The 22,180-nt window shown below is 70.5% G+C and carries 24 protein-coding genes; 9 read left to right on the forward strand and 15 right to left on the reverse strand.

Annotated features, from left to right (window positions below; translation table 11 throughout):
• Nucleotides 1-18: 18 nt before the first annotated feature.
• The 3 genes from D4739_RS02555 to D4739_RS02565 are packed head-to-tail and all read right to left on the reverse strand — an operon-like array spanning nt 19 to nt 2,902.
• Nucleotides 19-1,080 (reverse strand): PDR/VanB family oxidoreductase, encoded by a 1,062-nt coding sequence (locus D4739_RS02555; protein ID WP_238473702.1) that lies wholly within the window; start codon nt 1,078-1,080, stop codon nt 19-21.
• A gap of 2 nt (nt 1,081-1,082) precedes the next feature.
• Nucleotides 1,083-1,976, reverse strand: a complete 894-nt coding sequence (locus tag D4739_RS02560) for a metal-dependent hydrolase (RefSeq protein ID WP_120059116.1) — start codon at nt 1,974-1,976, stop codon at nt 1,083-1,085.
• Nucleotides 1,973-2,902 carry an alpha/beta fold hydrolase gene (locus tag D4739_RS02565; protein ID WP_120059117.1) on the reverse strand — a complete coding sequence of 310 codons (930 nt, stop codon included), beginning with the start codon at nt 2,900-2,902 and terminating at the stop codon, nt 1,973-1,975. Before D4739_RS02565 ends, D4739_RS02560 begins: the two co-directional genes overlap by 4 nt.
• Before the next feature lie 108 nt (nt 2,903-3,010).
• On the opposite strand from D4739_RS02565, the gene D4739_RS02570 reads away from it, so the two are divergent.
• Both D4739_RS02570 and D4739_RS02575 read left to right on the forward strand, forming a co-directional pair.
• A complete protein-coding gene (locus tag D4739_RS02570) occupies nt 3,011-4,540 on the forward strand; it encodes a flavin-containing monooxygenase (RefSeq protein WP_238473487.1) in 1,530 nt (509 codons plus the stop codon).
• Nucleotides 4,537-5,703, forward strand: a complete 1,167-nt coding sequence (locus D4739_RS02575) for a zinc-binding dehydrogenase (RefSeq protein WP_238473488.1) — start codon at nt 4,537-4,539, stop codon at nt 5,701-5,703. Before D4739_RS02570 ends, D4739_RS02575 begins: the two co-directional genes overlap by 4 nt.
• Here the strand turns inward: D4739_RS02575 and D4739_RS02580 are convergent.
• Nucleotides 5,694-6,317, reverse strand: a complete 624-nt coding sequence (locus D4739_RS02580) for a TetR/AcrR family transcriptional regulator (RefSeq protein WP_120059118.1) — start codon at nt 6,315-6,317, stop codon at nt 5,694-5,696. The two genes, D4739_RS02575 and D4739_RS02580, sit on opposite strands and share 10 nt — an antisense overlap.
• Nucleotides 6,318-6,459: 142 nt before the next feature.
• Between D4739_RS02580 and D4739_RS02585 the strand changes: the two genes are divergently transcribed.
• The 3 genes from D4739_RS02585 to D4739_RS02600 all read left to right on the forward strand — a co-directional run bounded on the left by D4739_RS02585 (nt 6,460) and on the right by D4739_RS02600 (nt 8,455).
• Entirely contained in the window at nt 6,460-7,236 is a 777-nt protein-coding gene (locus tag D4739_RS02585) for an exodeoxyribonuclease III (RefSeq protein WP_120059119.1), read from the forward strand.
• 138 nt (nt 7,237-7,374) lie between these two features.
• Complete coding sequence (locus D4739_RS17295) at nt 7,375-7,896, forward strand: DivIVA domain-containing protein (protein WP_274380462.1); 522 nt, start codon at nt 7,375-7,377, stop codon at nt 7,894-7,896.
• A gap of 67 nt (nt 7,897-7,963) precedes the next feature.
• Complete coding sequence (locus D4739_RS02600; protein ID WP_120059120.1) at nt 7,964-8,455, forward strand: DUF6542 domain-containing protein; 492 nt, start codon at nt 7,964-7,966, stop codon at nt 8,453-8,455.
• Here the strand turns inward: D4739_RS02600 and D4739_RS02605 are convergent.
• The 3 genes from D4739_RS02605 to D4739_RS02615 all read right to left on the reverse strand — a co-directional run bounded on the left by D4739_RS02605 (nt 8,389) and on the right by D4739_RS02615 (nt 11,937).
• A complete protein-coding gene (locus D4739_RS02605; protein WP_120059121.1) occupies nt 8,389-9,012 on the reverse strand; it encodes an L-threonylcarbamoyladenylate synthase in 624 nt (207 codons plus the stop codon). The two genes, D4739_RS02600 and D4739_RS02605, sit on opposite strands and share 67 nt — an antisense overlap.
• An 11-nt stretch (nt 9,013-9,023) precedes the next feature.
• The gene (locus D4739_RS02610) at nt 9,024-10,031 is read right to left on the reverse strand and encodes a 4-hydroxy-3-methylbut-2-enyl diphosphate reductase (RefSeq protein WP_120059122.1); all 1,008 of its coding nucleotides are present in this window, start codon (nt 10,029-10,031) and stop codon (nt 9,024-9,026) included.
• A gap of 115 nt (nt 10,032-10,146) precedes the next feature.
• On the reverse strand, nt 10,147-11,937 hold the full coding sequence (locus tag D4739_RS02615; protein WP_147384766.1) for a coiled-coil domain-containing protein: 1,791 nt from the start codon (nt 11,935-11,937) through the stop codon (nt 10,147-10,149).
• Between the two features lie 48 nt (nt 11,938-11,985).
• Here D4739_RS02615 and xseA point away from each other — a divergent pair, with 48 nt between their 5' ends.
• Both xseA and D4739_RS02625 read left to right on the forward strand, forming a co-directional pair.
• Entirely contained in the window at nt 11,986-13,236 is a 1,251-nt protein-coding gene (xseA, locus tag D4739_RS02620) for an exodeoxyribonuclease VII large subunit (protein WP_120059124.1), read from the forward strand.
• Entirely contained in the window at nt 13,233-13,460 is a 228-nt protein-coding gene (locus D4739_RS02625) for an exodeoxyribonuclease VII small subunit (RefSeq protein WP_120059125.1), read from the forward strand. The genes xseA and D4739_RS02625 overlap by 4 nt, the downstream gene beginning before the upstream one ends.
• Here D4739_RS02625 and D4739_RS02630 read toward each other — a convergent pair.
• Nucleotides 13,443-13,982 (reverse strand): DUF4245 domain-containing protein, encoded by a 540-nt coding sequence (locus D4739_RS02630; protein ID WP_147384767.1) that lies wholly within the window; start codon nt 13,980-13,982, stop codon nt 13,443-13,445. The genes D4739_RS02625 and D4739_RS02630 overlap by 18 nt on opposite strands.
• Nucleotides 13,983-14,114: 132 nt before the next feature.
• On the opposite strand from D4739_RS02630, the gene glpX reads away from it, so the two are divergent.
• Nucleotides 14,115-15,143 carry a class II fructose-bisphosphatase gene (gene glpX, locus D4739_RS02635; RefSeq protein WP_120059127.1) on the forward strand — a complete coding sequence of 343 codons (1,029 nt, stop codon included), beginning with the start codon at nt 14,115-14,117 and terminating at the stop codon, nt 15,141-15,143.
• Between the two features lie 104 nt (nt 15,144-15,247).
• Nucleotides 15,248-16,153, forward strand: coding sequence for an alpha/beta fold hydrolase (locus D4739_RS02640; protein ID WP_220699214.1), 906 nt, complete (start codon nt 15,248-15,250; stop codon nt 16,151-16,153).
• A gap of 74 nt (nt 16,154-16,227) precedes the next feature.
• Here the strand turns inward: D4739_RS02640 and thiC are convergent, their stop codons facing one another.
• The 7 genes from thiC to thiE are packed head-to-tail and all read right to left on the reverse strand — an operon-like array spanning nt 16,228 to nt 22,148.
• Nucleotides 16,228-17,973, reverse strand: coding sequence for a phosphomethylpyrimidine synthase ThiC (thiC, locus tag D4739_RS02645; protein ID WP_120059128.1), 1,746 nt, complete (start codon nt 17,971-17,973; stop codon nt 16,228-16,230).
• Entirely contained in the window at nt 17,970-18,923 is a 954-nt protein-coding gene (gene thiD / locus D4739_RS02650; protein ID WP_120059129.1) for a bifunctional hydroxymethylpyrimidine kinase/phosphomethylpyrimidine kinase, read from the reverse strand. Before thiD ends, thiC begins: the two co-directional genes overlap by 4 nt.
• Complete coding sequence (locus D4739_RS02655; protein WP_120059130.1) at nt 18,920-19,561, reverse strand: thiamine phosphate synthase; 642 nt, start codon at nt 19,559-19,561, stop codon at nt 18,920-18,922. Before D4739_RS02655 ends, thiD begins: the two co-directional genes overlap by 4 nt.
• Entirely contained in the window at nt 19,561-20,331 is a 771-nt protein-coding gene (locus tag D4739_RS02660) for a thiazole synthase (protein ID WP_120059131.1), read from the reverse strand. Before D4739_RS02660 ends, D4739_RS02655 begins: the two co-directional genes overlap by 1 nt.
• Nucleotides 20,324-20,515: a sulfur carrier protein ThiS gene (thiS, locus tag D4739_RS02665; RefSeq protein ID WP_120059132.1), complete on the reverse strand. Its 192-nt coding sequence runs from the start codon at nt 20,513-20,515 to the stop codon at nt 20,324-20,326. Before thiS ends, D4739_RS02660 begins: the two co-directional genes overlap by 8 nt.
• Nucleotides 20,512-21,534, reverse strand: a complete 1,023-nt coding sequence (locus tag D4739_RS02670) for an FAD-dependent oxidoreductase (RefSeq protein ID WP_220699215.1) — start codon at nt 21,532-21,534, stop codon at nt 20,512-20,514. Before D4739_RS02670 ends, thiS begins: the two co-directional genes overlap by 4 nt.
• Complete coding sequence (thiE, locus tag D4739_RS02675) at nt 21,534-22,148, reverse strand: thiamine phosphate synthase (RefSeq protein WP_182920280.1); 615 nt, start codon at nt 22,146-22,148, stop codon at nt 21,534-21,536. Before thiE ends, D4739_RS02670 begins: the two co-directional genes overlap by 1 nt.
• Nucleotides 22,149-22,180: the final 32 nt, after the last annotated feature.

Below are 22,180 nucleotides of genomic sequence, written 5' to 3' on the forward strand. Positions count from 1 at the left end.
TCCTTGCCCAGAATGCGCTCAGAGGTCGAGCACGACCGTGCCGGTCCCGCGGGAGACGCAGGTGGCCATGAGCTCGCCGCGCATGTCATCGGTGAGGAACCGGTCGCGATGGGTCACCTCGCCGGAGATGACCCGGACCGGGCAGGTGCCACAGAACCCCTGCTGGCAGGAGTAGGCGATGTTCGGCCGGACAGTCCGCAGCGCCGAGAGCGCGCTCTGGTCCGGCCCGACCGCGATCCGCTCACCCGTGGACGCCAGCTCGATCGCAAAGGGCTCCCCCGCGATGACCGGCGGCGCGGAGAACCGCTCGAAGTGGAGCGTGTCGATGTTGTCGACAGGGACCGAGCCGCGGAGCGCGTCGATCATGGGCGGCGGACCGCAGCAGTAGAGCGCGGCACCGTGAGGAGCCGCTGCCAGGATCCGTTCGCCACGGGGCGTCCCGAACTCGTCGTCGGGCCAGACGTGCACCCGGTCGGGGAACCGCTCGGCGAGCTCGCTGATCTCGTCCATGAAGGCCAGCGAGGCACGACTGCGACCCGTGTAGACGAACGCCCAGTCGTCGCCGCGCGCAACGGCGTCGCGGACCATCGGGAGGATCGGGGTGATACCGATGCCTCCGGCGACGAAGAGGTAGCTCCTGGCGATGATGAACGGGAACGCGTTGCGCGGACCCTTCAGCATCAACTCGTCACCGACGGCCAGCGTGTGCATCTCCAGCGAGCCGCCTCCACCGCCGTCGCGCTCGCGGATCCGCCGCACGGCGATGCGGTACGACGTCGTGTCGTCCGGGTTGCCGGTGAGTGAGTACTGGCGCATTCGACCCGACGGCAGCATGACGTCGACGTGGGCGCCGGGATCCCAGCGGGGCAACCGGGAACGGTCGATCGGATCGAGGTCGATGCTGACGACGTCCTGGGCCTCGCGGCGTACGGATGCCACCCGGACGGGCAGGCGACGATCGACCTCGCGGACCTCCGGGCGGCCACGCCCCGTGGTGTACATGAGCTTCTCCCAGCCGTCGACGACCCGGCCGAGCGTCCGGAACATCAGGTCGTCGGGGACAGGTGCCTCCGGGACCATGCTCACTGCCCCTCCGCCGCCCGGGCCGCGGGCGACTTCGCGAGGTAGGCAACGGCCTGGCTCGTGGAGCCCTCGTGCATCGGGTGGTACGCCGGGCTGAGGTAGCGGGCGAGCGGGATGAAGATGCCGCTGAACCCGGGCAGCAGGCCCTTGTTGGCGCCGGCGAGCCAGCCCGGGAGGAACCAGGTGCGCACCTTCTCGTCCAGGGTCTGGTCGTGCTCGAGCATGTAGCGGGTGCTGCGGATCCACAGGAAGAAGATGCCGAAGACGGCGACCAGGTAGGTGCGGACCCGGCGGTGGTAGCGACCGTCGAGGTGGTTGAACAGGTCATAGGCGACGTTGCGGTGCTCCACCTCCTCGGCGCCGTGCCAGCGCAGGAGGTCCAGCATCTGCGGATCGGCGCCTGCGGCGTCGAGACCGGGCGAGTTGAGGATCCAGTTCCCGAGGAAGGCGGTCATGTGCTCGATGGCCGCGATCAGGGCGACCTTCTCGATCAGCCACTCCTCGCGGGCAGCGCCGGTGAGCTCACGATCGCCGAGCAGGCCCTGGAAGACGTGCTCGATCTCGCTGACGAGCTCGCGGGTGTCCAGCCCGTTGGCGTCGAAGTAGTCGACGACGCCCTGGTGGGCGTTGGCGTGCATGCCTTCCTGGCCGATGAACCCGAGCACCTCCTCGAGGAGCTTCTCGTCCTTGATCATCGGCAGCACCTCGGCAAAGGTCTTCACGAACCAACGCTCGCCCTCGGGGAGGAGCAGGTGCAGCACGTTGATCATGTGCGACGCGAACGGCTCACCGGGAATCCAGCGCAGCGGAAGGCCCGCCCAGTCGAACGCGACATCGCGGGCGTGGAGCGCGACCTTGCGCGGCTCTGGCTTGCGGATCGTCCTCTTGCTCATCGCGCGGTGTCCTTTCCCTGGATACCCGTGGGCTCGAAGGCCTCTGTGCTGCTGACGAACCTGCGGATCAGGTGCGCGACCATCACCGGTCGCTGCGCCACCACCCAGTGGTTGCCATGGATGTTGCTGATCGTGAGGTTGCTGACGAACGGCGCGGGCGCCTGCTCGGCAAGCGGAGCGGAGACATGGATGTCGCGCGAGGGCACGACGACCTGGACCGGAAGGGTGACCTGCGGCGGGTGGGGCCGGAGGAGCCGCTGCGGCACGTTCGCGCGGTAGAGGTCGATGCCGTTGACGGTCTCGGCGTGGCCTCGTTCGAAGGTCGCGGTCTGCGGCAGGATCGACGGTCGCGAGACCAGCGCGGAGAGTCCCGCCATCCGCGCGACGAACCCGCGTCGAGCCAGCAGCTCGGGCAGCCGGGGGGTCATGAAGAAGCCGATGTAGTAGGACTCGGCCAGCTGCAGCAGGCGGTTGCCCAAGCCATGGCGGAGTCCGCGCATCCAGACAGCGGCATGGTCCAGCGACGGTCCGGAGATGCTCGTGAACGACCGGATGAGTACGCCGAAGCGGTCATCGGGGAGTGCATCCCAGCTCTGGATCGAGCCCCAGTCGTGGGCGACGAGGTGCACGGAGGCGTCGGGGCTGGCCGCGTTGATCACGCGGCCGAGGTCATCGACGAGCTGCTCGATCCGGTAGCCGCTCCGGTCGACGGGGACGTCGGAGCGGCCCGCGCCGCGGACGTCGTACCGGACGACGCGGAAGTCCTGGGCGAGCTGGCCGGCGATGCCGTCCCAGACGTGGTGGTTGTCGGGGTAGCCGTGGACGAACACGATGACGGGCGCATCGGCCGGCCCGTCCTCGTAGACCGCGAGCGACAGGCCGTCACTCGTGGCGACGTACTGGCTGACATCGTCGCTGATGTTCATGAGTGTGTCGCTCCTCCCATTGCATGGACCGCGTCGGGCGGGCCATTGCTACGCTTCCGTAACAATCAATCTACGCGAGTGAAGCATTTTCGTCAGTGGGAGAAGCCTGTGACAAAGATCAATAAGACGGACACAGAGTCCCGGACAAACGGACTGGACCACGAGGTCGTCATCATCGGCGCCGGCTTCTCGGGCATCGGCGCCGCGATCGAGCTCGACCGCGCAGGCTTCACCGACCTCCTGCTCATCGAGGAGGGCGACGGAGTGGGCGGTGCATGGCACTGGAACACCTATCCCGGCGTCGGCGTCGACATCCCCTCGTTCAGCTACCAGTTCTCCTTCGAGCAGCGCGGCAACTGGTCCCGCGTCTACGCGCCTGGCCGCGAGCTGAAGGCGTACGCCGACCACTGTGTCGACAAGTACGAGCTGCGGGACCGGATCCGGTTCAGCACCCGGGTCACCTCCGGCACGTTCGACGACGACACGGACAGCTGGACCATCGGCCTCTCCGACGGCACCAGCCTGCGTGCTCGCTCGATCGTCGTCGCGACCGGCGTGCTGACGCAGCCGAAGCCCCCGCAGATCGACGGCATCGAGGACTACCGCGGCACGACGATGCACACCGCGCGCTGGGACCACGACGTCGACCTGGCCGGCAAGCGCGTCGGCATCATCGGCACGGGCGCGTCCGCGGTCCAGGTCATCCCGTCGATCGCTCCCGAGGTCGAGGACCTCGTCGTCTTCCAGCGCACGCCGATCTGGTGCCTCCCCAAGCCCGATGCCCGCCTGAGCGCTCCCCTCAAGCTCGCGCTCGGAGTGCCCGGCGCGAAGAGCGTGAGCCGCTTCGTGAGCGAGCTCTTCGTGGAGGCCAACTTCCCCGTGCCGGCACACTTCTACGGCTACCTGCCGCTGGCGGACGGCGCCGAGAAGATCGGCCACGCGCTCCTGCGGGCCCAGGTCAAGGACCCCGTCGTGCGCGAGAAGCTCACCCCGAAGTACGGCCTCGGCTGCAAGCGCCCGAGCTTCTCCAACAAGTACCTTCCGTCCTACAACCGCGAGAACGTCCACCTCGAGACCACCTCGATCAAGCGGGTCACCGAGACCGGCGTCGAGACCGTCGACGGCACCCACCACGAGCTCGACGTCCTGATCCTCGCGACCGGGTTCAAGGTCTTCGAGAAGGGCAACATGCCGCCGATCCCGGTCACCGGATCCCAGGGCGCCGACCTCGACGCCTTCTGGGAGGAGAACCGGTTCCAGGCCTTCCAGGGCGTGAGCATCCCGGGCTTCCCGAACGCCTTCCTGATCCTCGGCCCCTACGGCTTCAACGGGTCGTCGTACTTCAACCTGATCGAGACCCAGAGCCGCCACATCGTGCGCGCCCTCAAGGAGGCCCGCCGCCGCAAGGCGACCCGGGTCGAGGTCTCGCCGGAGGCCAACGAGCGCTACTTCCAGCGGATGCTCGCGCGGCGCCCGAAGCAGGTCTTCTACCGCGACGCGTGCAGCACCGCGAACAGCTACTACTTCGACGCGCACGGCGACGTCCCGCTGCGCCCGGCCCTCACCATCGAGGCGAAGTGGGAGGCGGCCACCTACCCGCTGGACAGCTACCTCTACTCGAGCGCGGTGGCCCGGTGAGCGCCGCTCCCGCGGCGATGAAGGCTGCCGTCTGCCAGCACGGCGACTTCACCGTCCAGGACGTCCCGCGGCCGGAGCCGGGCCCGGGCCAGCTCCTGCTGCGGGTGGTCCGCGCCGGCATCTGCGGCTCCGACCTCCACGCCCGCCAGCACGCCGACCAGCTCGCCGAGCTCGCCGGCGAGCTCGGCTACGACACGATCATGCGACCGGAGCAACAGGTCGTGCTCGGGCATGAGTTCCTCGGCGAGCTCGTCGCCTACGGCCCCAAGACCCGGCGCAGGTGGAAGAAGGGCGCCCGGATCGTCGCGCTCCCGATGGTGCGCCACCACAGCGGCGTACACATGGTCGGCTTCGACGTCCACTCCCCCGGGGCCTTCGCCGAGTACGTCGTGGTGCAGGAGGCCTTCGCCTTCGAGGTGCCGAAGGGCGTCCCGGACGACGTCGCCGCCTTCACCGAGCCGCTGGCCGTCGCCTGGCACGCCGTACGACGCGGGGACGTCGGTCGACGCCCGGCGATCGTGATCGGGTGCGGCCCGATCGGGCTGGCCGTCATCCTGATGCTGAAGGCGTCGGGCGTGAAGACGATCGTCGCGTCCGACCTCTCACCGACGCGACGCGAGCTGGCGCGTCAGTGCGGAGCGACCGTTGTCGTCGACCCGCGCGAGCAGTCGCCCTGGACGGCGTACAAGCAGCCGGGGCCGGTCGGCTCGATCACCGAGTACGCGAACTTCGGCCTCAACGCGATCGGCACGATGCGGATGGTGCCCCTGCTGCCCTGGGGACGGCTGGTCCGGTTCGGCGACACGATCGGCGCCTCGCCCGTCGGCCCGGTGATCTTCGAGTGCGTCGGCGTGCCCGGCATCCTCGACGGGATCCTGGCCGGAGCACCCCTGCTCAGCCGGATCGTCGGCGTCGGCGTGTGCATGGAGCCGGACACCATTCGCACGGTGCTCGGGCTGAACAAGGAGGCGGAGATCCGCTTCGTGTTCGGCTACGACCCGCAGGAGTTCGCGCACGTGCTGGGCCTGCTGGCATCCGGGCGGGTCGACCCCACACCGCTGCACACCGGCACGGTCGGGCTGTCGGAGCTCGGCCAGGCGTTCGCCGACCTCGGCAACCCGGAGCTGCACGCGAAGATCCTGGTGGACCCGGCTCAGCCCTGAAGGATGGAGCGGACCACCTCGGTCACGAACGCCACCATGCGCTCCTCGCTGAAGTCCTCGGGATCGTTGAGCACGAGGAGCGCGCCCATCTCGAGGCCGGCCACGATCAGCTGAGCGGTCAGCATCGGATCGAGTGGGCCACCCGGCCGCTCTGCCAGGATCCTGACCGCCAGGGCGCTCAGCTGCTCCGCGAAGTACCTGCGCGACCGCTCCCGGACCTCCGCGGCGGCCGCGGGCAGCCCGTCGCGAGCCAGCAGGAGGCGCCAGGTCGCGGGGTGCTGCCGGACCGCAGCCAGGAACCCGGTGATGCCCGCCGTCACCAGCGACTGCGGATCCTCGAGATCAACGCCTTCGGGAAGCAGGGCGAGCATCTGCCCGAAGGCCTGACCCTGCTCGCGCTCGATGAGCGCCTCGAGAACCGCGTCCGCGTTGCTGAACGCGCCGTAGACGACCGGCTTGGTCACGCCAGCAGCCCGCGCCACTGCCTCCATCGTCACCGCGCCGACGCCGGACTCGTCGACCAGCCTGAGCGCCGCGTCGAGCACCGAGTCGCGACGCTGCTCGAGAGGCATGCGCGCGGCGTACGCCCGGCGTTTCTCGACCTTCTCGCTCACGCGACTCCCATTCCGACCAGCAGGCGGTTTGTCCGACCGCGCGCGTGACGAGCACCCTAGCAACGCAGACGACCCCACCCGGTTGCCCGGAGACCGCGGACCTCCCGGACCCGGCCGTGGGGACGCTCGCTAACCTCGGCGGGTGCGCATCGCCACCTGGAACGTCAACTCCCTCCGCTCCCGCATCGACCGCGTCGAGGCCTTCCTGCAACGTCACGACATCGACGTGCTCGCGTTGCAGGAGACGAAGGCCCGCGAGGAGCAGATCCCGCTCATGGGCCTGCAGATGCTCGGGTACGACGTCGCGGCAGCCGGCTACGACCAGTGGAACGGTGTCGCGATCATCAGCCGCGTCGGGCTCACCGATGTCACGGTCGGCTTCGAGGGGATGCCCGAGTTCAAGGACGCGTCCGAGGCGCGTGCCCTCGGGGCGACGTGCGGCGGCGTACGTGTCTGGTCGCTGTACGTGCCGAACGGCCGCAAGCCCGACGACCCGCACTACGCCTACAAGCTGGACTGGCTCGCGGGGCTGCGGACCGCTGCTTCCTCCTGGCAGGACGTGCCGACCGCGCTGGTCGGCGACTGGAACATCTGCCCCACCGACGCGGACTGCTTCGATCCCTCGCAGTTCCGCAACTCGACGCACCTGACGCCGCCCGAGCGCGCGGCGTTCGCGGCATTCGAGGAGGACGGCTGGGTCGAGGTCACGCGCGCTCACGACGCCGGCTACACGTACTGGGACTACTACCGGCAGCGCTTCGAGCGGAACCGTGGCCTGAAGATCGACTTCGCGGTCTGCTCTCCGCCGCTCGCTTCGCGGGTGACCGGTGCGTTCGTCGATCGCGACGAGCGGGATCCGGCACAGGGCACCAGCAGCCCGTCCGACCACGCGCCCGTGATCATCGACATCGCCGACTGAGCTCCGCGAGGGCGCAAGGGACCGGCCCCGGCGATCTGGGCCCCTGGTTCGGCGCGACCACGGGCCAACTCCTTCGGCACCGGCGATTCAGGCCCTGGCTGCCCACCCTGGCGGCGCCGACCTGCCTAGGCTGGAGGCATGGCGAATCTCGACGTCGACAACGTGCGCTTCACCCCCGTCCGGCTGCGGACCGGTTATGACATGGGGGACGTCGACGCCTACCTCGACCAGGTGAAGGCACACCTCGAGGCACTCGACGCCGCAGTCGCCGGCACCGGGCGGGCACCCGGACCGCTGAAGCGGGCAGCCTTCGCCCCGGTCCGGCTGCGCGAGGGTTACGACATCGGCGAGGTGGACGGCTTCCTGGCCCAGGTCGACGCGGAGGACGCGCGCCTGCGCAGCCTCGCGCGCAGCGGCATCGCCCCCGCCGCATCGCGAACCACCGATCCCGTGGGCGACCCGAGCGCACCGGCCGTCGTGGTCGACGTGAGCGCGCCGACCGCTTCCCCCGCGGCGCCGGTTCCGGAGCCACTGATCGGCAACCTGACCACCCAGCCCCTGATCCGGGAGGTCGGCTCGCGATCGACCAACCTGGTGCTCGTGGTCCTCGTGCTCGCCGCACTGGTCGCGATGGTGCTGGTCATCCTGCTCAGCAAGTAGAGCGCAAACTGGACGGAACCGGCGCGGCACAACGGAGAGTGTCGGTGCCCGGCCCTAGCCTGACCTCGTGACCAGGGCCCGAACCCTCTGGGACGAGGGCACCGAGCCGGGACGGCAGGTGGTGCTCCTCGGGGTTGCGCTCACCCTGACGGCGGTCGCGGTCGACCTGGTGATCATCGACGGACTCAGCTGGATCTTCGACATCGGCTTCGCCATGGCGTGTCCGTTCCTCGCGTTGCGCGTGCGGCCGAGCGACTTCTTCCCGGTCGCCGTGCTGCCCCCGTTGCTGCTCTTCGGGGTGTTCCTGGCGGTTGGCGTGATCGAGCCCGACACCATCGCGACCCACGGGGACAGCCCGTTCCAGGCAGCGCTGACCGGCATGGCCAGCCACTCCGGCTCGCTGCTGATCGGCTACGCCTTGTGCCTTGCCTGCCTCGCGATCCGCACCAAGCGGATCCAGCGCGGGCTGGCTGTGCCGCGTCAGTCGCCGGCTCAGGCCTCGAAGCGGTCCGGGTCGCCCGCACCGCGGCGTACGACGACCGGGGTGCCGTCGGAGTAGTCCACGACCGTGGTCGGTGTCGCCGGGCACTCACCGGCCTCGACGACCGCCTCGACGAGGTGGTCGAGCTCCTCCTTGATGTCCCAACCCATCGAGCGGGGCTCCTCCTCGCCGGGGAGGATCAGCGTGGAGGCCATGAGTGGCTCGCCCATCGCATCGACGAGCGCGTGCACGATGGCGTGGTCGGGGATGCGGACCCCGACGGTCTTCTTCTTCGGGTGCATCAGCCGGCGCGGCACCTCACGTGTCGCCTCGAGGACGAACGTGTAGGGACCGGGCGTCACCCCCTTGACCGACCGGAAGACGTGGTTGTCCACCTTCACGAACTGGCCGAGCTGGGAGAAGTCCTTGCAGAGCAGGGTGAAGTGGTGCTTGTCGTCGAGGTCGCGGATGTTGAGGATCCGGTCCTTGCCCGCGTGGTTGTCCAGGCGGGAGACGAGCGCGTAGCCGGAGTCGGTCGGCAGCGCGATGAGCGCGTCGTCCTTGAGCAGCGCGACGAGCTGCTCGATCACCCGCGGCTGCGGGTTCTCGGGGTGTACGTCGATGTAGCGGGCCATGTCAGACGCCCTTACCTGGCAGCCTTCTCCGCGGCGCGGAGGTCCTTGCGGAGCTCCGGCGGCAGCGCGAAGATCAGCGACTCCTCGGCTGTGTGGACCGCCTGCGCGTCGGGGAAACCGCGGTCCTTGAGGAAGGCGAGCACGCCGTCGACGAGCTCCTCGGGCACGCTGGCTCCCGAGGTGACCGAGACGGTCGCGACGCCGTCCAGCCAGGACTCCTCGATCTCGGTCGCGTCGTCGACGCGGTAGGCCGCCTTCGCGCCCGCCTCGAGGGCGACCTCGGCCAGACGCACCGAGTTGGAGGAGTTCGCAGAGCCCACCACGATCACCAGGTCGGTGCCGGGCGAGATCTCCTTGACGGCGAGCTGGCGGTTCTGGGTGGCGTAGCAGATGTCGTCGCTCGGCGGGTCCAGCAGGTCGGGGAACCGCTCGCGGATGGCCGCGACCGTCGTCAGGGTCTCGTCGACGCTCAGCGTGGTCTGCGACAGCCAGGCAACGCGCTTCGGGTCACGCACCACGATCTTGTCGACGTCCCACGGGCCCTCGACCAGCTGGATGTGGTCGGGCGCCTCACCCGCGGTGCCCTCGACCTCCTCGTGACCGGCGTGACCGATCAGCAGGATGTCGTAGTCCTCGTTGGCGAAGCGGACAGCCTCGTGGTGCACCTTGGTGACCAACGGGCAGGTGGCGTCGATCGTCTTGAGAGAGCGCTCTGCGGCCTCGGCGTGCACGGCCGGCGAGACACCGTGGGCCGAGAAGACGACCGTCTCCCCCGCCGGGACCTCGTCGAGCTCCTCGACGAAGATCGCGCCGCGGCTCTCGAGGTCGGCCACCACGTGCTTGTTGTGGACGATCTGCTTGCGCACGTAGACAGGTGCGCCATAGAGGTCGAGCGCCTTCTCGACCGTGATCACCGCCCGGTCAACACCCGCGCAGTAGCCGCGCGGCGCGGCCAGGCGCACAGCCTTGTCGGCCTCGTCGGGGCTGAGAACGGACGGTACGCCCAGATCGGTGCTCATGGCGCCGAGTCTACGGGCGCCAGGTGCACCGGGCCGCGCCCGGCACAAGTGTTCTCAATGGGCAGGCGATCGCGGGGATCGCGCGCCCATGGAGACCAGTTGCGCGAGGGGTGGCTCAGGGCTGGTCGAAGTCGCGTCCGCGCGGGCCGGTCCGGCCGAGCGCGGCGAGGCCCGCAAGAAGCAGCGCCACCACAGCGGCACCGATCGCGAACGGCAGCTTGTCACTGCCCTGGCCCATCAGCCAGCCGCCGGTCATCGCCGCGGCCAGTGCCAGCACGAGCAGCGTGACGGTGAACGCGAGCAGGCGTGTGCGGAACCAGCCGTGGGTCTGCTCGACGTGCGCGAGGTACGCCGCGCGGGTGCGCTCGAGGTCCTTGGCCAGGCTCGACGCACGCTCCTCGGCATCGCGCCGGGCCGCGAGCGCGTCCTGGGCGACCGAGGTGTGGTGGAGAACGGTGGCCTCGACGGTGCTCCGCTCGACGACCTTTGCCTCGAGGTCCGCCTCGGCGGCAGCGCGAGCTTCGGCGGACGCCGCAGCATTGGCTTCGGCCTCGAGCCGCGCGGTGTGCGCGACGTCGGTGGCGTTGGCCTGCTCGGCCAGCGCGGCCTGGGTGCGCTCGATCTCCGCGCGGGCGCTCTCCTCGGCAGCGCGCTGGGCCTCAGCGGCAGCCTCGGCGGCTTCAGCGGCCGCCTGGGCAGCCTGCTCGGCAGCAACACGGAGGTCGTTGGCCTCGACCGCAGCCAGCTCGGCCGCGGTGCGCAGCTCAGCCTGCTCGGCCGCGATCTGCTCGGCGGCCGTGCGGGCGACGGTGGCGGCCTCGAGCTCACCGGCCAGACCCTTGACCTGCGCGTGCGCGGCCTGCTGCTCGACCCGCGCCTCGGCCGCCGCAGCCGCCTGCTCGCGGGCGTGCTGCTCGGCGGCCTCACGCTGCGAGGCTGCGTGCTCGGCCATTGCGGCCTGGTTCAGTCCGGACTTCTCGGCGACTTCCCGGTCCGCGAGCGCCTTCGCCGCGGCCTCTGCCTGGGCAGCCGCGGCCTCCTCGGCTGCGGCGCGTGCAGCAGCAGCGGCCTCGGCGGCCTGCTCGGCTGCGGTGCGCGCCTCGTGAGCGGACGCGGCAGCATCTGCGTGACCTGTGGCAGCGGCGTCCGCGGCGATGCGGGCGTCCGCGGCAGTGCGCGTGGCCTCGGCGAGCTCGGCAACCGACTCGCGGGCCGTCGCTTCTGCCTCGGCGGCCTGCGCAGCGTTGAGGTGAGCTTCCTTGGCCGAGGTCTCGGCGGCGAGCCGCAGCTCCTTCTCGGCGTGGGCGTGACCGGTGATCTCGCGCACGGCGACCTCGGCCGCGGCGCGCGCGACCTGCGCCTCCGAGGCCATCCGGGCCTGCTCCTTGGCGGCCTTCTCAGCCGCGAGGCGTGCCTCGTGGGCCTCGGCAACGGCCTGCTCAGCCAGGTGACGCGCCTCGGCGAGCTCGGCAGTCGCTGCCTCGGCGGCGGTGCGCGCCTGCTCTGCCTCGGTGACCTGGATCTGGAGCTCCTCGAGCCGGTGCGTCAGCTCGAGCTCGGCGTTCTCCCGGCCACGTGCCAGATCGGCGAGCGCACGCTCGGCAGCCTCGCGGGCGGCGTACGCCTCCTCGGCGCGAGCGGCCAGGGTGGTCGCGCGGATCTCCGCCTCCTGGCGGGCCATGATCGCGGCGGACGCGGCCTGCTCGGACGCGATGCGCTCCGCGGACTGCTCCTGGGCGGACCGCTCAGCGGCCTCACGCAGGGTCTGGGCGCGCTCGGCGGCCTGGGTGGCGGCGAACGCGCGGTCGTTGGCCTCGTCGACGGTCAGCTCGCCGCCGCGCTTGCGGCGCCAGAACGAACCGCCGGACTCAGCGAGGTCCAACGGGGGAAGGTCAGGAGAAGCCATGTGGCAAAGGCTATCGGGACTTTCCGGTCAACGTCCTAGGCTTCGGGCATGGCCCTCGACACGTCTCTGGAGTCCCCGGCACCCGTCCGCCAGATCGCACAGGCCATCTCGGGGTGGGTGGACCGGCTCGGCGCGGTGTGGGTGGAGGGCCAGGTGGCCCAGGTCAACCGGCGCCAGGGCATGAGCACGGTCTTCATGGTGCTGCGCGATCCGGTGGCTGACATCTCCATCTCGGTGACCTGTTCGCGCACGCTCTACGACAGCCTCAATCCCCCGGTCGTGGAGGGCGCGGGCGTCATCATCCACGCGAAGCCGTCGTTCTACGCGACCCGCGGCACGATGTCCCTCTACGCACGCGACATCCGCATGGTCGGGCTCGGCGAGCTCCTCGCGCGGCTCGAACGCCGCCGCCAGCTGCTCGCCGCCGAGGGGCTCTTCGCGCCCGAGCTCAAGCGCCCGCTGCCGTTCCTGCCCGGCACGGTCGGCCTGATCACCGCCCCCAACTCGGCCGCCGAACGCGACGTACTCGAGAACGCGCGCCGACGCTGGCCCGCGGTCCGCTTCGAGGTCGCGTACGCCGCGATGCAGGGACCGCGCGCCACGACGGAGAACATCGAGGCCCTCGAACGCCTCGACCGCGACCCGGCGGTCGACGTCATCGTCATCGCGCGCGGCGGAGGCTCGGTCGAGGACCTGCTTCCGTTCAGCGACGAGGCACTGATCCGCGCCGTGCATCGCGCCCACACCCCGGTGGTGTCCGCGATCGGGCACGAGCCCGACCAGCCGTTGCTCGACCTCGTCGCCGACTTCCGCGCATCGACACCGACCGACGCCGCCAAGCACGTCGTGCCCGACATGAGCGAGGAGGTCAGTCGGCTCGCGGTCGCCCGCGACCGGCTCCACCGCGCCGTCACCGCGCGCCTGCAGCGTGAGCAGGCACAGCTCGAGAGCCTGCGGTCGCGACCGTCGCTGGCCGACCCGCACAGCCTCTTCAACAGCCGCGGTAGCGATGTCGACGACATCGTTGCCCGCGCCCGCCGGGCTCTCGGGCACCGCCTGGACCGGGCCGGTGATGACATCGGCCACCAGCGCGCCCGCGCCCGCGCGCTCTCTCCGCTGGCCACCTTGCAGCGTGGCTACGCGGTGCTCCAGGACGAGCGGGGCCACGTCGTCACTACGGTGGGTGCCGTCGCGGAGGGTGCTGGTGTGAGCATCCGCGTCGCCGATGGCCGGATCGGCGCGACCGTCACGTCAACCACCGTCACGTCAACAGCATCGAGCGAAGGAACCCGCGCATGAGCGACCAGGCTGCCCTCGAGGGCCTCTCCTACGAGGAGTCCCGCGACGAGCTCGTCGACACGGTCCGCCGGCTCGAGGCGGGCGGCACCACGCTCGAGGAGTCGCTGGCCCTGTGGGAGCGCGGCGAGGCACTCGCACAGCGCTGCCAGGAGTGGCTCGACGGTGCGCGCAAGCGGCTGGACGCGGTGCTCGAGGCCCGCGAAGGATCAGTCGACGACGAGTGAGGCTGCGAAGGCCTTGACCTCCGCAGCGGGCGCTGACCCGAAGACGAGCACCGTGGCGCCATCGATCTTCGTGGTGAAGGCGGTGTCGTCGCCGTCCACCTTCCAGCCCTCCCACTCCAGGTTCATCGTCCCGCCCAGGCCGGTGCTGCCTTCCGGCTCGCCCTCCTCGTCGACGTACTCCTCGATGAGGTCCTGCTCGGGCATGACCGCCTGCCGCAGGCCGATGTACTTCTCGTCGTCGGTGAGGATGTCGAGCTCCCACGCGAGGTGCTCCGCGGAGAAGACCGCGCGACGGGCGATCCAGCCCTCGGGCAGCGTGGGCGGGTAGACCGGGTCGAGGTCGTCGCCCTGCTGGAGGGCCTCGACGGTCTGCAGGTAGTCCACGGCCTCGGGCCTGACGATGAGCTCGTCGCGGTTCACCGCCCGGAAGGCCACGAAAACGATGATGACGAGGAGCGTCACGATCATCGCGCCGACCATGCCGGCTGCACTGCGCTGGTAGCGACCACTTCCCTGACTCACGGGGTCATCCTCGCAAGCGGCGGCCCATCCCGGGCATTCGGGTCGTGTCCCGGTTGGACCTGCTCCGGATCGGGCGTCTCTCGGCAGCGCGATCGGAGCCACGGACCGGCCTGAGCCGATACGATCAGCACCATGCCTGAGAACCCTCCCGCAGACCTGTCCGTCGCTCCGACCTCCCCTGACCGCAACCTCGCCCTCGAGCTGGTTCGCGTCACCGAGGCCGCTGCGATGGCGGCCGGACGGTGGAGCGGTCGCGGCGACAAGAACGGCGCCGACGGCGTCGCTGTCAACGCGATGCGCGTGATGATCTCCAGCATCGGCATGAACGGCACCGTGGTCATCGGCGAGGGCGAGAAGGACGACGCCCCGATGCTCTTCAACGGCGAGCAGGTCGGCGACGGCACCGGCCCCGAGTGCGACGTCGCTGTCGACCCGATCGACGGCACGACGCTCGCTGCCAAGGGCATGAACAACGCCATTGCCGTGCTCGCTGTCGCCCCGCGCGGCACGATGTACGACCCCTCGGCCGTCTTCTACATGGAGAAGCTGGTCACCGGTCCCGAGGCAGCCGACGTCGTCGACATCCGGCTCTCCGTCGCTGAGAACATCGCGCTGGTCGCCAAGGCCAAGGGCGTCGCCGCCGAGGACGTGACCGTGGTCCTGCTGGACCGCCCCCGCCACGACAAGATCGCCGAGGAGGTCCGCGCGACGGGCGCCCGCATCAAGTTCATCGCCGACGGTGACGTGGCCGGCGCGATCATGGCCGCCATGCCCGACACCGGCATCGACCTGCTGCTCGGCATCGGCGGCACCCCCGAGGGCATCATCGCCGCGTGCGCGATGAAGTGCCTCGGCGGCACCATCCAGGCGCGACTGTGGCCCAAGGACGACGAGGAGCGCCAGCGCGCCATCGACGCCGGGCACAACCTCGACCCCGACTTCGTCCTGCACACCGATGACCTGGTCACCGGCGACGACTGCTTCTTCGTCGCCACCGGCATCACCGACGGTGAGCTCATGAGGGGCGTCCACTACCGCGCCGGTGGAGCCACCACCGACTCGCTGGTCATGCGCTCCCGCTCGGGCACGATCCGCAGGATCACCTCGCAGCACCGCCTCTCGAAGCTGCGCGCCTACTCGGCGATCGACTTCGAGCACTGAGCTCCCCTCAGATCCGGCACTGAGGTCCCCTCGGGTCTGGCACTGAGTCGGCAAACACATCGCGAACGGCCCGCTTCGGCGGGCCGTTGGTGTTCACTGGGACGGTGAGTGACACCCAGAAGACCGCCGTCTCCGAAGAGCTGTTCGCGACCGTCGGCACCGACCAGGAGCTCTGCTACCAGACCTTCGGCTCTGCTGACGACGAGCCGCTGCTGCTCGTGATGGGCCTGTCCGGCCCGATGATCTGGTGGCCGGTCGACTTCTGCGAGCAGCTCGCTGCCGCCGGCTTCTTCGTGATCCGCTACGACAACCGCGACGTGGGCCGCTCGTTCCGCGGCACCGGGCGAGTCACCCGCAACGACCTGGTGAAGGCGTTCCTCGGCCGGCCTGTCGCCGCGCCGTACTCCATCTCCGACATGGCCGGCGACGGCATCGCGCTGCTCGACCACCTCGGCATCGCGAAGGCCAACATCTGCGGCATGTCGATGGGCGGCATGATCGTGCAGACGATGGCGATCGAGCACCCCGACCGCGTCCTGTCGGTCACCTCGGTCATGTCGACTACCGGCAGCCGCCGGGTCGGCTGGCAGAGCCCGAAGCTGCTCCCCCGCCTGCTCAAGTCGCCCGGCCGCGGCCGTGATGCGTACGCCGACGCGACGGCCGACTTCTGGAAGCTGATCGGGTCGCCGGCGTTCCCGGAGGACCCCGAGATCGTGCGGCAGAAGGCGTACGACACCTTCGACCGTGGCCTCAGCGCCTCCGGCGTGCTCCGTCAGATGATGGCGATCCTGACCCAGCCCAACCGCACCGTCGCGCTTGCGTCGCTTCCCATGCCGACGACTGTCATCCATGGCCTCGCCGACAAGATGGTGCACGTGAGTGGCGGCAAGGCCACTGCCAAGGCCACCGGTGCCGAGCTGGTCCTGATCGAGGGCATGGGCCACGACCTCCCCCGCCAGATCTGGCCGAAGGTCATCGGCTCCATCCGCGCCACGGCCGACCGCGCCTGATCGGAACTGGTCTCAACGGGCAGCGGCATCCGCAAGCTGCGCGCCAGTTGAGACCAGTTCCGGGCCAGCCGTGATCAGGCGCCCGGCTCGACGTAGACCGACCGACCGAGCTCGACGAACTCCTCGGACTTCTGCTTCATTCCGATGGCCGCGTCCTCCGGGCTCATCTCGCCGGAGAACCGGTCACGGACGTCCTGGCTGATCTTCATCGAGCAGAACTTCGGGCCGCACATGGAGCAGAAGTGCGCGGTCTTGGCGTTCTCGGCCGGGAGCGTCTCGTCGTGGAACGCCTCCGCCGTGTGCGGGTCCAGCGAGAGCGAGAACTGGTCGCGCCAGCGGAACTCGAAGCGCGCCTTCGACAGGGCGTCGTCCCAGTCACGCGCGCCCGGGTGGCCCTTGGCGACATCGGCTGCGTGCGCGGAGAGCTTGTAGGTGATGACGCCGGTCTTCACGTCGTCACGGTTCGGGAGGCCGAGGTGCTCCTTGGGCGTGACATAGCAGAGCATCGCGGTGCCGTGCATGGCGATGGTGGCCGCGCCGATCGCGGAGGTGATGTGGTCGTAGCCGGGCGCGATGTCGGTGACCAGGGGGCCGAGCGTGTAGAACGGCGCGCCCTTGCACCAGTCCTGCTGGAGGACGACGTTCTCCTCGACGAGGTTGAGCGGCACGTGACCCGGGCCCTCGACCATCACCTGCACGTCGTACTCCCAGGCCCGCTCGGTCAGCTCGGCCAGCGTGCGCAGCTCGCCCAGCTGGGCGGCGTCGTTGGCGTCGGCAGTCGCGCCCGGGCGCAGGCCGTCACCGAGGGAGAACGCGACGTCGTACTGCTGGAAGATCTCGCAGAGCTCGTCGAAGTGTGTGTAGAGGAAGTTCTCCTGGTGGTGCGCCAGGCACCAGCCGGCCATGATCGAGCCACCGCGGGAGACGATGCCGGTGACCCGGTTGGCAGTCAGCGGGACGTAGCGCAGGAGCACGCCGGCGTGGATCGTCATGTAGTCGACGCCCTGCTCGCACTGCTCGATCACGGTGTCCTTGAAGATCTCCCAGGTCAGCTTGTCGGCCTCGCCGTTGACCTTCTCCAGCGCCTGGTAGATCGGGACGGTGCCGATCGGGACGGGGCTGTTGCGGATGATCCACTCGCGCGTCGTGTGGATGTCGTCGCCGGTGGAGAGGTCCATGACGGTGTCGGTGCCCCAGGTGATCGCCCAGGTGAGCTTGTCGACCTCTTCCTGAATGGAGCTCGTGACGGCGGAGTTGCCGATGTTGGCGTTGACCTTCACCAGGAACCGGCGGCCGATGATCATCGGCTCGGACTCGGGGTGGTTGACGTTGTTCGGGATGATCGCGCGGCCCGAGGCGACCTCGCTGCGGACCAGCTCGACGTCGCAGTTCTCACGGAGGGCGACGTACTCCATCTCAGGGGTGATCTCGCCACGCTTCGCGTAGTGCATCTGGCTCAGGTTCTTGCCCGGCTTCGCCCGACGCGGCGCGACGCGCTCGCCCTTCCACTCCTCACGGTGGGTGCCGGCGCGCAGCGCAGCCTTGCCGTTGTCGAGCAGCTGGACCTCGCGGCCCTCGTAGGTCTCGGTGTCGTCGCGCTCTGCGATCCAGGCATCGCGCAGGCGGGGCAGGCCGACCTCCGGGTCAGAGCCCGGGCCCTCGGTCGCGTAGCGGTCGAAGTGGTCGCCGTTGGTCAGCTCCACCCGCGTGAACGGGACCTGGAGGTCGCCCTTGAGGATGCGGAAGTGCGCGGGGTGGACCGGCTTGTGGAACGGCCCCTCGAACGGGGTGGTCTCGGTGCGGATGTCCTGGATGGTCATGCGTAGATCTCCTCGGGTGCGGGGGCGGGGTGAGCGTGGGTGTGGGCGATCGGGCCACGGCCGGTGCCGAGGTCCCAGGTGCTGCTGCGTTGGAGCTGGGTGGTGACGTACGCCGCGGCGTCGCGCGCGGCGGTGGGCAGGTCGGCGCCGTGGGCGAGTCGGGCGGCAACGGCTGATGCGAAGGTGCAGCCGGTGCCGTGGTCGTTGCGGGTCGCGCCGCGGTTCTCCGGCCGCTCGTCGGCGACCTGGACTGTCGGGTGGGTCAGGGCGACCGGTCGGCCACCGGTGGCGAGCCAGTCGGTGCAGTGGTCCGTCGACTCCGTGTTGGTACCAATTTCGGCGAATTCGGCGGCCGAATTGGTACCAACACCAAGCGCAGTTGAAGGGCCCCCGGTCAGGACGACGGCGGGCCCGAGCGCGGCCAGGGCAGCGGCGAGTTCGGGCGCCGGAGTCGGATCACCCGGATCGAGGCCGAGCAAGGCCCGGGCTTCGGAAGCGTTCGGAGTGATCACGGTCGCAACCGGCAGCAGGTGGTGCCGGTAGGCGTGCAGCACCTCGTGATCGGCCAGCTCGGCCCCCGTGGTCGCCCGCAGCACCGGGTCGACGACGAGCGGGATCCCGGTGCAGCGGTCCGCGACGAGGCGGACCGTGTCGGCGGTGCCGAGCATGCCCGTCTTCACCACCAACGGAGGGAGGTCGCCGAGCACCGCTTCGAGCTGGGCGGCCACGACCGACGCTGGCACCGGGTGGACCAGGTGGACGCCTGTGGTGTCCTGCGCGGTGATCGCGGTGACGACGAGCGTGCCGTGGACCCCGAGTGCCGACAGCGTCGCCAGGTCGGCAGCGAGCCCGGCACCTCCACCTGAATCGGTGGCCGCGATGGCGAGGACGACCGGCGGGGTCGGCGATGTGCCTTCGGCCGGGGACGAGCGCGCGATCCGCGCGCTCATCCCGGCACCTCTCCGGGAAGGACCGCGAGCAGTGCACGCACCACGCCGGCCGGGTGGTCCGCACGCATGACCTCACCCATCACCGCGACCCCGTGCCCTCCGGCCGCGATCGCGCTGGCTGCGTTGTCGGGCGTGATGCCCCCGAGTGCATAGACCGGAATCGCCGCGCTCGCGGCCTCGGCGTACTCCTCGCGGGGAAGCGCCGGGCCGTAACCAGGCTTGCTCGCGGTGAGCGCGAACGGCGACAGCGTCGCATACGACGCGCCCTCCGCCGCGGCGGCATGGACCTCGGCCGCGCTGTGGCAGGAGCGACCGGTCAGGACGCCATTCCTGACCTCTCGGCCCGCCATTCCTGACCTCTCGGCGGACCAGAGGTGACGGTTCGCGGGGAGGTGCACCCCGGACGCGGACGGCAGCAGCGAGTGCGCGGCAATCACGGTCGCACCGGCCGCGGCCAGGGCAGCGGCGAGCGCCTCGCGGGCGGCCCCCTCCTCGTCGAGCTCGCGGAGCACGATGTGAGTGGCACCTGCGTCGACGCACTCGAGCAGCGTGCGGCGCAACGAACGCCCGAGGTGGAGCTGCGAACGGTCGCTGAGCAGCAGCAGGCGCGGCAGCTGGGTCATGGAGCGGACGGTCATCACATGCCTCCGATCAGGCCGCGCACCGGGGAGGACGCACGGGCGGCGGCGCGGCGCGGGATCCGGCCGGCCTGCCGCGCGGCGTACCCGGCCTCGACGGCGAGCGCGAGCGCAGCCGCCATGAGTACCGGGTCGTCGGCGCGGGTGATCGCGGTCGCGGCGAGCACGGCGTCGCAGCCGAGCTCGAGCGCGAGCGCTGCGTCGGAGGCCGTGCCGACACCGGCGTCGAGCACGACCGGCACCGAGACCGCAGCACGCACGGCCTCGATCGCGTGCGGGTTGAGCACACCCAGGCCGGAGCCGATGGGCGCACCGAGCGGCATGACCGCGGCGCACCCGACATCCTCGAGGCGTCGGGCCAGGACGGGGTCGTCGGTCGTGTACGGGAGCACGACGAAGCCTCGGCGGACCAGCTGCTCGGCTCCGTCGAGCAGCTCGATCGCGTCCGGCATCAGCGAGGTCTCGTCGCCGATCACCTCAAGCTTCACCCAGTTGGTCTCGAGTGCCTCGCGTGCGAGCTCGGCGGTCAGGACCGCCTCGCGAGCCGTCCGGCAGCCGGCCGTGTTGGGCAGGATCTTCGCGCCGTGGCGGTGCAGGGTGTCGAGCAGCCCACCCGCGGCCGTGCCCGGCGTACGCCGCATGGAGACCGTCACGAGTCCGGGTCGCGCAGCCGTCAGGACGGGCTCGAGAAGGGCCGGTCGCGGGAGCCCGCCGGTGCCGAGGAAGAGGCGGGAGGTGAGCTTCTCCCCCGCAATCACGAGATCAACCACCTTGCACCGCCGTGACGATCTCGACGACGTCGCCGTCGGCGAGCTGCGTGGTCTCGTGCTCGGCGCGCGGCACGACAGCACCGTTGAGGGCCACGGCCGTGCCGCGGCGTTCGGCGGGAAGCAGGTCGGCGATGGCCACGCCGGACTCGATCGCGTGTGGTGCACCGTTGAGGGTGATCGTCATGCGGGACTCCTCTGTGGCTGTGAGGCAAGGAAACGCTGGGGGTCGACCGCGGCGTCGGTCGTGACACCTTCGACCGCATCCGCGATGAGCTGGGCGGTGATCGGGGCAAGGAGTACGCCGTGGCGGTAGTGCCCGGCGGCGAGCAGGACACCGTCGACACCGCTCAGCCCGATCAGCGGCAGGTTGTCGGGCGTGCCCGGACGGTCGCGCGCCGTGGCCTCGACGAACTCGGCGCGGTCGAGGGCGGGGATCAGCTCACGCGCAGCCTCGAGGAGGCGGAACACGCCCTCGACGGTCGGAACAGGCGCAACGTCGTGCTCCTCCGACGTCGCGCCCACGACCACTTCGCCGTTCGCGCGCGGGACGACGTAGACCGGCTCACCGCGCACGAACCCGCGCACCGTGTGTCTCGGCAGATCGACCTCGGTCACCCGCAGCCGAAGGACCTCTCCGCGCACTGGCCGGACCAGGTCGGCGAACGGTTCGGGCAACTGCGCCCCGGTTGCCAGGATCGTGAGGTCCACCGGGTCGGTCGACGGCTCGGGACGCGTGCGCACCCGAGCCAGCAGGGCGGCGACCACCGCCCGCGGGTCGACGCTGTGGTCGTCAGGGAGGAACCCTCCCCCGCTGATCCGACCAAGCCCGGGCTCGAGGGTGAGCAGCTCGCGACGGGTCAGCTCGTTGGCGCGCACGCCGGCCTCAGCCAGAAGCGCCAGCTGGCGGTCGATCTCCTGGAGGTCACCGGCATCGGCACCAGCCAGCACGGTGCCGGTCTCCTGCGTCGGGACGCCCAGCGCCGCGGCGTACGCGGGCCAGAGCGAAGCCGACTCACTGCCGAGCCGGAAGAGGTCGGCCTCGCCGTGCCACAGCTCGCCGGCCGGCGACAGCATGCCCGCCGCGGCGTACGACGCCCCGCTGCCGGGATTCGGGTCGACGACCTCAACGGTGTGGCCGCGCTCGATGAGCTCATGGGCGCAGGCGAGGCCGACGATGCCCGCGCCGAGGATGCGGATGCGCATCAGACAGTCACCTGCTCCGGCCGGACCGCGGCGGCCAGTGCGCGAGCGGCGGCCACCGGGTCGGGGGCGTTCCAGATGCCGCCGATGACCGCAACGCCGTCCGCGCCTGCGGCCATCACGTCCTCGACGTTGTCGGTGGTAATGCCTCCGATGCCGAGGGCCGGGATCGGGGAGTGCATTCCCGCGGCCGCGAGCCCGTCGAGCCCGAGAGGCGACGGGAGCCCGGCCTTGGAGGTGGTGGCGAAGACCGGCCCGACGCCGGCATAGTCGGCGCCCGCAGCAGCCGCCGCGGCCACGTCGGCAGCAGTGCGGCAGGTGGCCCCGATCAGGAACGGCCCCATGAGGAACCGGCGACCCGACGCCCGGTCAGCCAGCCGCCGCGCATCGGCGACCGCCATGTCGGAGGCGCCCAGGTGGACACCGTCGGCACCGATCATCAGGGCGACGTCGATCCGGTCGTTGACGATCACCCGGGCGGCCGGGACCAGTGCCATCACGTGCGCCGTGAGCTCGATCAGCCCGGCCCGTTCCAGGTCCTTGTCCCGCACCTGGAACGTGTCCACACCTGCCATCGCCAGCGCAGGCAAGAGCGACAGGTTGTCGGTCGACGACACCAGACACATCAGGCGGGGGTTCAACAAATGCG

Origin of the sequence: Nocardioides cavernaquae, from assembly GCF_003600895.1 — a bacterium.
Classification (GTDB): Bacteria; Actinomycetota; Actinomycetes; order Propionibacteriales; family Nocardioidaceae; genus Nocardioides; species Nocardioides cavernaquae.

What these genes read in the sequence shown, in the direction of transcription:
- D4739_RS02555 (WP_238473702.1), bottom strand. Translation starts at nt 1,080, where the DNA reads ATGGTCCCGGAGGCACCTGTCCCCGACGACCTGATGTTCCGGACGCTC.
- D4739_RS02560 (WP_120059116.1), bottom strand. Translation starts at nt 1,976, where the DNA reads ATGAGCAAGAGGACGATCCGCAAGCCAGAGCCGCGCAAGGTCGCGCTC.
- D4739_RS02565 (WP_120059117.1), bottom strand. Translation starts at nt 2,902, where the DNA reads ATGAACATCAGCGACGATGTCAGCCAGTACGTCGCCACGAGTGACGGC.
- D4739_RS17295 (WP_274380462.1), top strand. Translation starts at nt 7,375, where the DNA reads ATGGCGAATCTCGACGTCGACAACGTGCGCTTCACCCCCGTCCGGCTG.
- D4739_RS02605 (WP_120059121.1), bottom strand. Translation starts at nt 9,012, where the DNA reads ATGGCCCGCTACATCGACGTACACCCCGAGAACCCGCAGCCGCGGGTG.
- D4739_RS02610 (WP_120059122.1), bottom strand. Translation starts at nt 10,031, where the DNA reads ATGAGCACCGATCTGGGCGTACCGTCCGTTCTCAGCCCCGACGAGGCC.
- D4739_RS02615 (WP_147384766.1), bottom strand. Translation starts at nt 11,937, where the DNA reads ATGGCTTCTCCTGACCTTCCCCCGTTGGACCTCGCTGAGTCCGGCGGT.
- xseA (WP_120059124.1), top strand. Translation starts at nt 11,986, where the DNA reads ATGGCCCTCGACACGTCTCTGGAGTCCCCGGCACCCGTCCGCCAGATC.
- D4739_RS02625 (WP_120059125.1), top strand. Translation starts at nt 13,233, where the DNA reads ATGAGCGACCAGGCTGCCCTCGAGGGCCTCTCCTACGAGGAGTCCCGC.
- glpX (WP_120059127.1), top strand. Translation starts at nt 14,115, where the DNA reads ATGCCTGAGAACCCTCCCGCAGACCTGTCCGTCGCTCCGACCTCCCCT.
- thiC (WP_120059128.1), bottom strand. Translation starts at nt 17,973, where the DNA reads ATGACCATCCAGGACATCCGCACCGAGACCACCCCGTTCGAGGGGCCG.
- thiD (WP_120059129.1), bottom strand. Translation starts at nt 18,923, where the DNA reads ATGAGCGCGCGGATCGCGCGCTCGTCCCCGGCCGAAGGCACATCGCCG.
- D4739_RS02655 (WP_120059130.1), bottom strand. Translation starts at nt 19,561, where the DNA reads ATGACCGTCCGCTCCATGACCCAGCTGCCGCGCCTGCTGCTGCTCAGC.
- thiS (WP_120059132.1), bottom strand. Translation starts at nt 20,515, where the DNA reads ATGACGATCACCCTCAACGGTGCACCACACGCGATCGAGTCCGGCGTG.
- D4739_RS02670 (WP_220699215.1), bottom strand. Translation starts at nt 21,534, where the DNA reads ATGCGCATCCGCATCCTCGGCGCGGGCATCGTCGGCCTCGCCTGCGCC.